This is a genomic window from Clostridium subterminale, from assembly GCF_039521425.1.
Classification (GTDB): Bacteria; Bacillota; Clostridia; order Clostridiales; family Clostridiaceae; genus Clostridium_J; species Clostridium_J subterminale.
On sequence record NZ_BAAACI010000001.1, the window covers coordinates 799,913 to 813,420 of the forward strand.

Annotated in this window: 11 protein-coding genes; 1 reads left to right on the forward strand and 10 read right to left on the reverse strand. The window is 32.2% G+C overall.

What is annotated here, in order from left to right; translation table 11 throughout:
* Nucleotides 1-353: 353 nt before the first annotated feature.
* From dnaJ to gpr, 9 genes are all read right to left on the reverse strand, one after another.
* Nucleotides 354-1,478 (reverse strand): molecular chaperone DnaJ, encoded by a 1,125-nt coding sequence (gene dnaJ / locus ABDZ93_RS04090; RefSeq protein WP_343823889.1) that lies wholly within the window; start codon nt 1,476-1,478, stop codon nt 354-356.
* 299 nt (nt 1,479-1,777) lie between these two features.
* The gene (gene dnaK, locus ABDZ93_RS04095; protein ID WP_343823891.1) at nt 1,778-3,637 is read right to left on the reverse strand and encodes a molecular chaperone DnaK; all 1,860 of its coding nucleotides are present in this window, start codon (nt 3,635-3,637) and stop codon (nt 1,778-1,780) included.
* A 96-nt stretch (nt 3,638-3,733) separates the two neighbouring features.
* Nucleotides 3,734-4,360 (reverse strand): nucleotide exchange factor GrpE, encoded by a 627-nt coding sequence (grpE, locus tag ABDZ93_RS04100; RefSeq protein ID WP_343823893.1) that lies wholly within the window; start codon nt 4,358-4,360, stop codon nt 3,734-3,736.
* A 67-nt stretch (nt 4,361-4,427) separates the two neighbouring features.
* Nucleotides 4,428-5,465, reverse strand: coding sequence for a heat-inducible transcriptional repressor HrcA (gene hrcA / locus ABDZ93_RS04105; protein ID WP_343824527.1), 1,038 nt, complete (start codon nt 5,463-5,465; stop codon nt 4,428-4,430).
* Nucleotides 5,466-5,710: 245 nt separating this feature from the next.
* Nucleotides 5,711-6,838, reverse strand: a complete 1,128-nt coding sequence (gene hemW, locus ABDZ93_RS04110; protein ID WP_343823895.1) for a radical SAM family heme chaperone HemW — start codon at nt 6,836-6,838, stop codon at nt 5,711-5,713.
* Between the two features lie 316 nt (nt 6,839-7,154).
* A complete protein-coding gene (gene lepA / locus ABDZ93_RS04115; RefSeq protein WP_343823896.1) occupies nt 7,155-8,960 on the reverse strand; it encodes a translation elongation factor 4 in 1,806 nt (601 codons plus the stop codon).
* Between the two features lie 313 nt (nt 8,961-9,273).
* The gene (locus ABDZ93_RS04120) at nt 9,274-9,558 is read right to left on the reverse strand and encodes a hypothetical protein (RefSeq protein ID WP_343823898.1); all 285 of its coding nucleotides are present in this window, start codon (nt 9,556-9,558) and stop codon (nt 9,274-9,276) included.
* Nucleotides 9,559-9,735: 177 nt separating this feature from the next.
* Entirely contained in the window at nt 9,736-10,764 is a 1,029-nt protein-coding gene (locus ABDZ93_RS04125) for a stage II sporulation protein P (RefSeq protein ID WP_343823900.1), read from the reverse strand.
* Between the two features lie 83 nt (nt 10,765-10,847).
* Nucleotides 10,848-11,861 carry a GPR endopeptidase gene (gene gpr, locus ABDZ93_RS04130; protein ID WP_343823902.1) on the reverse strand — a complete coding sequence of 338 codons (1,014 nt, stop codon included), beginning with the start codon at nt 11,859-11,861 and terminating at the stop codon, nt 10,848-10,850.
* A gap of 229 nt (nt 11,862-12,090) precedes the next feature.
* Here gpr and rpsT point away from each other — a divergent pair, with 229 nt between their 5' ends.
* Nucleotides 12,091-12,357, forward strand: a complete 267-nt coding sequence (rpsT, locus tag ABDZ93_RS04135; RefSeq protein WP_343823904.1) for a 30S ribosomal protein S20 — start codon at nt 12,091-12,093, stop codon at nt 12,355-12,357.
* Between the two features lie 67 nt (nt 12,358-12,424).
* Here the strand turns inward: rpsT and holA are convergent, their stop codons facing one another.
* The gene (gene holA / locus ABDZ93_RS04140) at nt 12,425-13,447 is read right to left on the reverse strand and encodes a DNA polymerase III subunit delta (protein WP_343823906.1); all 1,023 of its coding nucleotides are present in this window, start codon (nt 13,445-13,447) and stop codon (nt 12,425-12,427) included.
* Between the last annotated feature and the right edge of the window lie 61 nt (nt 13,448-13,508).

Here is a 13,508-nt window from a genome sequence, read left to right on the forward strand (position 1 = left end):
CCCTTTATATTAAAATTATATCTTATGATTTTGTAGAATGTAACATAATTTTAACATGAATAAAAGGTTTACTATCACCAATAAATTTTACTTCTACATTTCTATCAATCAAAGTGCAATAAACCCTAAAATACCATTAAATTCTACAGTGATATTATAAATATTTCGTCTAATAAAGTCAATTATTAAACTTTAGAAATATTCATATAGTTATCTCTATTTTCATTTTGTCATTAATTGAACTTATCTTTGGTCAATACTTATACCATTAAAAATAGCCAAAGTCTTATACTTAACTATTACAAGACTTTAGCTATTTTACTTCATTATAGATTACCTTATTGTTACTTTTATTATTTACCGAATATTCCCTTTTTATGTTTTTTCTTTTCCACGGTGGTTTCTGGTGCTTCTCCACTAGCTTCCATAAACATTCTTAGGGCTTCTTCTTGTTTTTCACTTAAAGATTTTGGTACATCTACTATTACCTTAACATAGTGATCTCCTCTACCTGCTGAGTTAACTCTAGGAACCCCCTTAGCTTTTAGCCTAAATACAGTTCCAGGTTGAGTACCTGCTGGAACCTTGTAAGTAACATCTCCATCTACTGTTGGAACTTTTATATCTGTACCAAGGGCAGCCTTTGCAAAGGATATGTGAGTTTCCATATGGATATCAAAGCCTTTACGTTTAAATATATTATGAGATGTAACTCTTATATTTATATAAAGATCTCCTGCTGGACCTCCATTTTCTCCTGCTTCACCTTGTCCTCTAAGCGGCATTACATTTCCTGTATCTACCCCTGCTGGAACATTCACTTTTAAATTTCTAGTTTTTCTTTCTTTACCAGTTCCTCTACAAGTTGAACAGGACTCCTCTATTATAGTACCTTTACCTCCACAAGCATCACAAGTTGCAGTTGTAGAAATTACTCCTAATGGAGTTCTTCTTTGAACATTTATCTTACCTCTACCACTACACTTAGAGCAAGTTTTAGGAGTAGTACCTTTTTTAGCTCCTGTACCTCCACAAGTTTCACACTTTTCTCTTCTAGTAACCTTAATTTCCTTCTCACAGCCAAATACAGCCTCTTCAAAGGTTAAATTTAAATTAAATTCTAAATCTGCACCCTTTCTTGGAGCATTTCTATTAGAAGAAGATGAAAATCCTCCACCAAAGATATCGCTAAAAATATCTCCAAAGCCTCCAAAGCCTCCACCGAAATCAAATCCATCAAAACCTTGGGCTCCATTAAAGTCAGCTGTACCAAATTGATCATATCTCTGTTTCTTCTCTGGGTCTGATAAAACTTGATATGCTTCATTTATCTCTTTAAACTTTTCTTCTGCTTCAGTATTTCCTTGATTTCTATCTGGATGATACTTTAAAGCAGCCTTTTTAAAAGCTTTTTTTATCTCATCATCACTGGCACTTTTATCTATGCCAAGTACTTCATAATAATCTTTATTAGCCATATTTAAAATTCACCACCTATTTTACTTCGATTAATATATTAAAATATATTATGTATAATTGCAACCATGTATTAATGTAAATATTAAAATTTAATATATAATCAATTTTAAGGAAACTCCTTTTCACATGGGTTTGTGTAAAAGGAAACTCCTTTTCACTTACGTTCAAATGAGTAAGTTCCACTACCAAATTTAAATTTGGTATGTCACTTAACTTCTCATTGATAAATCATAGATTTAGATAGTCACTTAAATTAAGGGATGAGTGTTTCATCATCCCTTAACCTATTTAATGAATATTATTCTCCATCTACTTTAAAATCTGCATCTACAACATTGTCATCATGTGGTGCATCTTGAGCTCCTGCTCCTGCTGCTCCACCCATGTTGTTTGGATCAAAACCTTCTGCACCTGGTTGACCGCCTTCAGCTTGGTATACCTTTGAAGATACAGCGTAGAATTCTTGTGTTAATTCCTCTGTAGCTTTTTTAATAGCTTCTATATCTTCTCCGTCTTTAACTGATTTTAATACTTGAATTCTTTGTTCTACCTTAGCTTTATCATCAGCAGAAACTTTATCTCCAAGGTCAGCTAAAGTTTTTTCTGTTTGGTAAACCATTTGGTCTGCAGTGTTTTTAACTTCTATAGATTCTTTTCTCTTCTTATCTTCTTCTGCAAATCTTTCTGCTTCATTTACTGCATTTTGGATTTCATCATCGCTTAAGTTAGTTGAAGCTGTTATAGTGATATTAGCTTCTTTTCCAGTTCCTTTATCCTTAGCTGAAACTTTAACTATTCCGTTAGCATCTATATCAAAAGTAACTTCGATTTGAGGAATTCCTCTTGGAGCTGCTGCAATTCCAGAAAGAGTAAATCTTCCTAAAGTTTTGTTATCAGCTGCCATTTGTCTTTCACCTTGAACTACGTGAATTTCAACAGATGTTTGACCGTCTGCTGCAGTTGAGAATACTTGGCTTTTCTTAGTTGGAATTGTTGTATTTCTTTCGATTAATGGAGTAGCAACTCCACCTAAAGTCTCAATTCCTAATGTTAATGGTGAAACGTCAAGAAGTAATACATCTTTAACATCCCCTGTTAAAACTCCACCTTGAATAGCTGCACCTGCTGCAACACATTCATCAGGGTTAACTCCTTTTGATGGCTCTTTTCCTGTAAAGTTTTTAACAGCTTCTACAACAGCTGGAATTCTTGTAGATCCACCAACTAATACAACTTTATCTATTTCTCCTATTGAAAGATCAGCATCGTTAAGAGCTTTTCTCATTGGCTCAATAGTTCTTTGTACTAAGTCATGAGTTAATTCATTGAATTTAGCTCTTGTTAGGTTCATGTCTATATGTTTTGGACCTGTAGCATCAGCTGTGATGAATGGAAGATTAATGTTTGTTTGAGTAGAAGATGATAATTCTATTTTAGCTTTTTCAGCAGCTTCTTTTAATCTTTGAAGTGCCATTTTATCATTTCTTAAATCAATTCCATTAGAAGCTTTGAAAGTTTCAGCTATATAATCCATAACTTTTTGGTCAAAGTCATCTCCACCAAGACGAGTATCTCCATTTGTAGATTTAACTTCGAAAACTCCATCTCCAAGTTCTAAGATAGATACGTCGAAAGTACCACCACCAAGGTCATATACAAATATTTTTTGGTTTGTATCCATTTTGTCAAGACCATAAGCAAGAGATGCAGCTGTTGGCTCGTTTATAATTCTCTTAACATCAAGACCTGCAATTCTTCCTGCATCTTTAGTTGCTTGTCTTTGGCTATCATTGAAGTATGCTGGAACTGTGATAACAGCTTCTGTAACTGTTTCTCCTAAGTAAGCTTCAGCATCAGCTTTTAATTTTTGAAGTACCATTGCTGATATTTCTTGTGGAGTATATTCTTTTCCATCTATATTTACTTTATGATTTGTTCCCATTTCTCTTTTAATTGAGATTATAGTTTTATCTGGGTTTGTTATTGATTGTCTTTTTGCTACTTGACCAACAAGTCTTTCACCATCTTGTAAGAAAGATACTACTGATGGAGTAGTTCTAGCACCTTCTGAATTTGGTATTATAACTGGATCTCCACCTTCCATAACTGATACACAAGAGTTTGTTGTTCCTAAATCAATTCCTATTATTTTTGCCATTGTAATTTCCTCCTATAAATTAATACATTTAATTTGTTCTAATTTACTATATACATTTATTTTTAATTAATGATTGCAACTTTTCTAAAGCATAGATTAATTTGCTACTTTAACCATACTATGTCTTAATACTTTATCTCCTTTTTTATATCCCTTTAGGAATACTTCAGCTACTTGATTTTTTTCTAAGTTTTCATCTTCTACATGCATTACTGCATTGTGGAAGTTAGGGTCAAATTCTCCATCAGATGAGATTTCTTCAACTCCTAGCTTTTCAAAGGAAGCTGTAAACTGATTTATAGTTAATTCAATACCTTTTTTAAGATCTTCTGCACTACCATCTACTGCAACAGCTCTTTCTAAATTGTCTAACACCGGTAGTATTTCCTTTAATACATCAGCACAGGCCTCTGTATATATATTTTCCTTTTCCTTAGAAGTTCTTTTTCTAAAGTTATCATATTCAGCGACAGTTCTTAATAATTTATCTTTCAAAGAATCATTTTCTTCTTTTAGCTCTTTAATTTCTTCTTTGCGATTTCTGAATTTTTTCATTTCATCTTCCTTCTCATCTTCCTCTTTAACCTCTGAGGTTTCTTCACCGGAAGTGCTTTCCTCTTCATTTTGAATTTTTTCAGAAGGGTCATTTTCTAAAACTTCATCCGCATTATCTTCCATATCTTTTTTATCTAGCTCTTGGTTTTCTTCCATATTATTTTGCAATGCTCTTTCCTCCAATCTAAATGCTTATCTCATTTACTTTGAATTTTGAATATATATAAACCCATAGTTAATCTGGATCATATATGCTAGAAATCTTGTCGTTTATCTCATTAACCACAGTATCAAGAACAGCTATAACTCTATCATAATGGATTCTTGTAGGTCCTATAACTCCTATAGTACCCATGATACGGCCATTACAAGTATAGCTAGCAGTGATTATACTGCACTCCTTAGCACACTCTACAAAGTTTTCTTCTCCTATACTAATAAATAAAGAATCTTTATTTCCTTTGCTAAGAATTTCATTTAGGTTTTCTTCATTATTTACTAATCCTAAAAACGCCTTTGCTTTATCGATATTATTATATTCAGGATAGTTAAATATATTTGTAGCACCCTTAGTATAAATTTCACCAGAATCTCCCAACACTAGTGTTTCATGAAGTACAGGAATTATACTATCAAATATCTCTTCGTAACCAACTAATTCATTTTTTAAATTAACAAGGAAATCTAAAGTTATTTGTTCTATGCTAATTCCTACAAGTAGTCTATTAAGAGCATTATTGACTTTTATTAGCTTATTATCATCTACTGGATTTGTTACTCTAATAGTATTATTTTTTATATTGCCATTGTCTGTTATTATGGTAGATAAAATTATGTTGTTTTCTATAGCTAATAACTTTATATACTTAATACTAGACTTTTTAACAGGAGCAACTTTCACTACAGAAGTTAGTCTAGTAATATTAGAAAGTACGTCTATAGCACCCTTAATAATACTATCTATTTCACTAATAGATGTGTCCTTTATCAGGTCATGTCTTATAGTTTCATGCTCTTCTTCTGTAAGTCTGCTAGGGGTCATAAGTCTATCTACATAAAGTCTATAACCCTTATCAGAAGGTCGTCTTCCAGAGGATGAATGTAGTTGTTCTAAAAATCCCATTTCTTCAAGATCAGCCATTTCGTTTCTAATAGTCGCCGAACTTATTCCTAAATCGTATTTTTTAGATATGGTTCTTGAACCTACAGGTTCTCCGTAAGTTATATAATCATTTATTATAGCCTGTAAGATTTTAATCTTTCTTTCATCCATATCCATCTTATCACCTCTTTGTTAGCACTCACTACTTACGAGTGCTAATGACTATATTTAATATATATCATTTATAAAATTTAATGTCAATATGATTCATAAATTATTTACAAAATTAACAGGGTTCTCAGTATGAGTATTTTTGATACTTAGAAGTCGTTGTCCTTTATGGGAAATAGTTATCCAGGCACGTAACAGCTCTTCACTCCCACTTTTAAGAAGATGGGAGTGTTAGAAGGTGGTAGTCATAGGATAAAATCCACCATTACTTGATTGCTGAGCTCTATCCCCCTTTTAGTAAGAAATAGTCTATCTCCTTTTAAAATTAATAAATTTAACTTTACATGCTTATCTATAACTTCTTTGTATTTTTCGAAAACGGAGATATTAAACCTTCTATTAAATTCTTCTATGCTAATGCCTTCTATTTTTCTTAATCCTAGGAACATAAACTCTTCTATATCATCCTTTAAGGAATTTGCATTACTCTCCACCACTGCAGACTTTTTATTTTCCATAGACATAATATAGGTTTCTATTTTTTCTTCATTTCTATACCTAACACCATTGACATAGGAATGAGAAGATGAACCACAACCAATATAACTTTCTAAATTCCAATATATTTTATTGTGCTTACACTCTAATCCCTCCTTTGCAAAATTTGAAATCTCATATTGATGATATCCTTGTACCTCTAAAAAGTTAATAGCTTCAGCATACATATCTCTCTCCACATCTTCACTAGGTAAAATTAATTTATCCTTTTCATAAAGATTAGAAAACTTAGTTCCTTCTTCTATAATTAAACTATAACAAGATATATGCTCTGGCTTTAACTCCACCACCTTACTTAACGTTTCCTTCCACTGATCTATACTTTGATTTGGAAGTCCAAACATTAAATCTACATTTATATTATTAAAACCAAAATTTCTTAACATTTCATAACTATGTTTAAAATCCTCAAGGGAATGGATTCTTCCTAGTGATGTAAGGTGACACTGTTGCACAGCTTGAAGTCCCATAGAAATTCTATTTACCCCCATAGCTTTAAAAGTTTTTAATTGCTCCTCATTAAAGGTTTTAGGATTTCCTTCTACTGTAAACTCAAAACCTTCATCTATTCTATTTAATCCTCTTATGGATTTTTCTATAATTTTCCATCCTTCAATACACAAATAGGTGGGAGTACCCCCACCTATAAATATTGTACTTATAATTTTATCCTGGCAAGAAAGTTTAATTTCTTCACTCAATGCCTTAGCATAATCTATCATTAAACTTTCTTTACCACTATAGGAAGGAAAATCACAGTAATGACATTTCATCTTACAAAAGGGTATATGAATATATAATCCTACTGTGTCCATTTTTCTTCTCCTTTTATATACACTTTATTAACTTCTGAAAATTCTTCTCCATGACAAGGTTAATCGCTAGGAAACTAAATTTGATTAAGAAATTCTAAGTCTTCGCTTTTATAAAACTACCTACCCTCACCATTCGCCGTCATGGCTCAGGGTTCGGCTCTTGCCGTCGTGGCAAGAATTACGGTAATTTTATAACGCTACGTCTAAGAATTTCTAAAATCAAATTTATGATTGTTTCTACGCCGATTACCTATTGTCATTGCGAAGAATTTTCATAATATTAATATATTAATTAATTTATTTTAGGCACTACTAATTAGTCAACTTTAAGTACCGCCATGAATGCTTCTTGTGGAACTTCAACGCTTCCTACTTGTCTCATTCTCTTCTTACCTTCTTTTTGTTTTTCAAGAAGTTTTTTCTTTCTTGAGATATCTCCACCATAACATTTAGCAAGTACGTCTTTTCTCATTGCTTTTACTGTTTCTCTAGCTATTATTTTAGCTCCTATGGCTGCTTGAATTGGAATTTCAAACATTTGTCTTGGAATTATTTCCTTAAGTTTCTCTACCATAGATCTGCCTCTGTGATAAGCTCTATCTGCTGGAACTATCATAGATAAGGCATCCACTATATCTCCATTAAGAAGTATATCAAGCTTAACAAGTTGAGTTCTCTTATATCCTTTAAGCTCATAGTCAAAGGATGCATAACCCCTAGTTCTTGATTTTAAAGCATCAAAGAAATCATATACTATTTCATTAAGTGGAATATCATAGTTAATTACAACCCTTGTTTCTTCAATGTATTGCATATCTATGAAGGTTCCTCTCTTCTCTTGGCATAACTCCATGATTGCTCCTACATATTCTGAAGGCGATATTATTGAAGCCTTTACTTCTGGCTCTTCCATGTAAGATATTTCACTTGGCTCAGGTAGGTTAGTTGGGTTTGTAATCTCTATAATTTCTTCATCAGTTTTAGCTACCTTGTAAACAACCGATGGTGCAGTGGTGATTATGTCTAGGTTAAACTCTCTCTCTATTCTCTCTTGAATTATCTCCATGTGAAGTAATCCTAAGAATCCACATCTAAATCCAAAGCCTAGAGCTATAGAAGTCTCTGGTTCAAAGGATAATGCCGCATCATTAAGCTGTAGCTTCTCAAGAGCTTCCTTTAAAGTTTCATATTTAGCTCCATCTACAGGGTATATACCACTAAATACCATAGGTATAGCTGGTCTATATCCTTCTAGTGATTCTGCTGTAGGTCTATTAGCTTCTGTAATAGTATCTCCAGCTCTAGCATCTTTTACATTTCTAATTGCTGCACTTAAATATCCAACATCTCCTGCTCTAAGTTCATCCACCTTCAATGGCCCTGGAGTAAATACTCCAACCTCTGTTACGTCATATACTTTATTAGTATTCATTAGTTTAATCTTAGTTCCTGGCTTTACTACTCCGTCAAACACTCTTATATAGGTTACTACCCCTTTATAGGAATCATAGTAAGAGTCAAAGATTAAAGCCTTAAGAGGAGCTTCTTCATCTCCCTCTGGTGCTGGAACTTTATCTATTACAGTTTTAATTACATCTTCTATATTTAATCCCGTCTTAGCAGATATTAATGGTGCATCATCTGCTGGAATTCCAATAACATCTTCGATTTCTTGCTTAACCTCATCAGGTCTTGCACTTTGAAGGTCTATTTTATTTATAACTGGAGCAATTTCTAAGTTATGGTCTAAGGCTAAGTAGCAGTTTGCAAGGGTTTGTGCTTGTATACCTTGAGTTGCATCCACAACTAATACAGCTCCTTCACAAGCTGCTAAACTTCTAGAAACCTCATAGTTAAAGTCTACGTGACCTGGAGTATCTATTAGGTTTAGAATATATTCTTCTCCCTCTTCTGTTCTATGTATAAGTCTTGCTGCTTGAGCCTTGATTGTAATTCCTCTTTCTCTTTCTAGTTCCATATTGTCTAGTACTTGCTCTTCCATTTCTCTAGCTGTTAAAGTACCTGTTTTCTCAAGTAATCTATCTGCTAAAGTAGATTTACCATGATCTATATGTGCTACTATAGAAAAATTTCTTATATGTTTTTGTCTGTTAGTTTGCATCTACTCAACTACCCCCGTAAATTTATATTAACTCTTTATTAAAGTCACTCTTCTAAGGCATCTTCAAAAAATAAATAAGTCAGAATGCTCGTTTATTTTGTGTTATACTGCGTCAACAGAACCCTTAGATAGTGCTACTATCTGCGGAACCTGTTTCCTTGTCTAACTCAAAATATACTTTCCATCTTTGAATTGTTATTTATTTTCAGATGCCTAATCTAATTATCAACTATACTAAGTTAGATAATAAACCAACATAAATTATACCATAACATAAAGGTTTATTGTCAATACACTTTATAATGTTAACTTTTTAAGTTTCATTTGATGGCAATATTAGCTCCTTAATAGTATCTCCTATAACCTTAGTACCTTTAACAAAGTTCTTAAAGGGTTCACCATTAAGAATTATATTAAAATTTCCTATATTTATATTAACCTTTGATGAGTTCTCATTACAACTCACATAAAAACTAGAGTTTTGCCTCACCACCTGAGGTAGATTCATATTTACCATTAAAATTCCATATATCATAAACCCTACTGAAATTATTATTAAAAACTTGCATATTCCTGTTCTTAATATCTTACTATTCATTTTTCTTTTCTCCTTTACCTATAGGTACACAAAATAAAAAAGCACCTCACACTTAATGATGTACTTTTTCTTACGATTTTATTCCAAAATGACACTCTAAATCTTTGATTTCCTTAGGCAAAATTACCCCATTGAACAAAAAAGGAGCCTTTTTGAGCTCCTCTTAATCTATTTTATTTATTTTGAATTTAAATACTGTGCAAAAACTCTACTCATGCATTTCATAGAGTTTTTTGCTTCTTGTAAGTTGTTTGTATCTGCTCCAACCTCCATAAGTATTGCATTATCACTTAGATCTTGGTTATAAAATAAAATGCCTCCATGATCATAAGCTATTATACCTTTATCTCTATATAATCCAGGATAAAGCTCATTTGCTATATCTACTATAGACTTAATATTATTTATGTGTTGAGGATATTTAGGATCCTGTGTAGTTGTTACTAAAACAAGCTTAGCAACATCTTCTCCCCCTATGTTCCCGGTAACAGACTCCTTTTTAGGTCCACCGTCTCTATGAAGGTCTATTATTAAATCAAACTCTCCATAATTACTTATATTTTTACTTATTGTTTCCCTAGATGCATGATAAGCTCTATTATAATCAGCCTTATCATGTATTGTTTTATCATGTACAACTGTAAAGCCTAACTTTTCTAGTTCAGAAGTAAGAACATCTCCGACTCCTGCTACAGTAGTAGATAAACCATCATTGCCTTCTGCATAAGCTTCATTAGTATGAGTATGATATATTAATATCTTCTTTTTAGAATTATCTTCTGGGTTACCAACTACGTCTACCCCTTCTTCAAATTTATTTATGTCAGTATCTTTTAGTTCAAAAGGATTTATTGTAATTTTTTCTGCTACCTTAGCATGTTCCTTCACATTTTCTATAGCAGTTTTATCCTTTAAGTTTTCTTCATCTAAAAAACTTATTTCCTTTCTAACTATGTCCAAAGGATTCAATGTGAAGTTACCTACAAATGTGGTATCATCCCTATTTACAGCTGGCTTTAAAGCACTGACACTTTCTCCAATTAGCTTCATAAAGAAATTTGTTCTATTAATGCTTTGTAAGTTATCATCATCTAATGCTTGTGTAGATCTATTTAAACCCATAGATATTACCATGACTACTGCTATTATAGCAAGGATAGCTCTAGCGCAATACTTTCCAGCATTTGTCCTACTTTTGTTATTCACTGTATCCCCCCCTGTTTGAGTTATACTTAGGTATAATTAATTACTCTAATAATTTATATGAGGGGGGAATAAATTTTATTACTTTAGTTTAAATATGTGTTTATATCATCTAAAGTTAAAGCTGGTTGAAGAGATATATTAATGCCATTTGCAATTATTTTAGATACACTATCTATTACTTTATCTATATCTTTAGGAGTTACTACCATACCACCTAATTCTGGATCTAAGACCTCTCTAATCAAAGTTTGTCTTTCATCTCTATCTACTTCCTTAAGCATTGTGTAGAAGGCACCACCCTTAGTCGAAGACTTAATTAAGCTTTCTAAGACTAAGTCTATGGTGTCATTTGCTATGGTTCCTGCATCTACCACTGTAGGTACTCCTATTGCTATTACAGGCACTCCTAGAGTCTTCTCACTAAGTTCTAATCTTCTATTTCCTACTCCTGCTCCTGGAGATATACCTGTATTACCTAGCTGTATAGTTCTATTTACTCTCTGTGTTTTCCTAGAGGCAAGAGCATCTATACAAATTATGATACTAGGTTTTACCTTATCTACTATACCCTTTATAATTTCACTGGTTTCCATACCTGTAAGCCCTAAAACACCTGGAGATATAGCACATACTGGTCTTACACCTTCATCAATGCTATCTGGCACATATTCCTTTAAATGTCTACTTATCATTATTTTTGACACTACCTTTGGTCCTACGGCATCAGCGGTGATGTTCCAGTTACCTAAACCTACTACTAAAGCTACCATATCTTCTTTTAAATCTATTAATTTTGATAACCCCTTGGCCATAACTTCACTTACATCTATTATCCTCTGACCATCATAGTATACGAACTCTGGAAACTCTAAGGTTATATATTCACCTATAGGTTTTCCTATGTTTTTAGCTCCCTCTTCATCTAATATTTTTACAGCAGTAACCCTAACATTTTTGTCTATGTATTCCTCTGATTTTACGCCTGATAATTTTCCAGGATTATTTTCACTATAAATCTCTTTAGCTTCTAAAGCTAAATCTGTCCTAACACTGTAAACTACCTCTTCTTTATCTTTAGCCTTGCTTTCTTTCATCATAATTATTACACCTCATTTATGGTATTTTTCATATCATTTCTATATGCATTAGCCTGTATATTTATCTTTTCCCAAAGTTTCTTTCATATACTAATATGTTAAAGGTAAATTCTACTTGAAGTACGCAAAATTTAATGTTATAATAGCTTTTGTTATATGAAACTCGTAAGCAGACTTCCCCAAAGCTGCCGCTGAGAGATTGATAAAACTACAAGGGGGTGAATTAATAATGGCAAACATTAAGTCAGCTAAAAAAAGAATCAAAGTTACTCAAGCTAAAACTATGAGAAACACTATGATAAAGTCTTCTTTAAAGACAACTATAAAGAAATTTGAAGCTGTTCTAGCTAGCAATGACGTTGCTGCTGCTCAAGAAAACTTTAAAAATGTAGTTAAAGCCCTTGATATGGCTGCTTCTAAAGGCATAATACATAAGAATAAAGCAGCTAAGAAAAAATCAAGATTAGCAGCTAAATTAAATGGATTATCTGCTTAATAAATAAACCGGTGTTTCCACCGGTTATTTATTTTTTTGCATTTATTAAATTTTATATTTTACCTTTTTATTTATTCATCATAGTTTTTACCATAAGCATTTCAATGGCATTCTTTTGATCTACAGATTTGCTTTTAATTTCACTTTCCGTTTCAAGACAGCTTTCTATATTATTCTTTAGTGCTTCCTGAGAAAACTTCTTGCTTTGTATTATCATCTTATCTGCAATATATGGATTTAAGTTATATTCCTTTACTATGTCTTCTTTTCTAATGCCCTTTCCAATCTTTATCCTTATAGCAAACAAAAGCTTAAATTGACGCTCTATCATAGATAAAATTTTAGGCGGTTTTTCACCTCTATATATTAATTGATTTAAAGTGTCTATGGCTGCCTTTATATTTCTTTCTGAGAGATAGGATACCAAATTAAATATATCATTTTCCTTTTCATAGGGAGACATCTTTATTATATCTTCTCTAGTTATTGCCCTTTCCTCAGTGTATAAAATAAGCTTTTCTATCTCGTTATCCACTATGTTCATGTTATTCTCAATGATGGAACAAAAGTATCCAAGCTCACTTTTTCCTATGGACTTTCCCTTTTCTTCAAACATATCTTTTACTTTGCTTTGAAGTCCCATGCCCTTTAGCTTATCAACCTTTACAACTTCACATAGATTTTGAAGTTTTTTCACCTTATTACTAAGTTTTTCTCTATCATCTTCAAAGACATAATACATAATTAAAAAGGTATAGGGAGGAATGTCCTTTATATAGTTTCTAAGATTATCTATATACTTTCCCTTATCTTCTCCCTTATCTCTTAAGAAATTAGCTCTAAAGATTTCTACCATTCTATATTCACTCATAAACGGTATAGTCTCGCAATTATTTATTAATGCATCTATATCTAATTTATCTCCCGAAATTTTAGTATAGTTAAAATCAGCAAAACTTTCATCTATTTTTAAATTTCTCATTTTTTTTATAGCTGTCTTTATAAGTCCTTCATCAGAACCGCAAAGTATATAACAATTTTTTAGTTTATTTTCTTTTAAGTCTTTTTCAAGCTGTTCTAAGGTTATCAAAGAAAATACCTCCACTCTTTAATTCAACATAATATTTATCCGATGACTACCAGCTCTAATA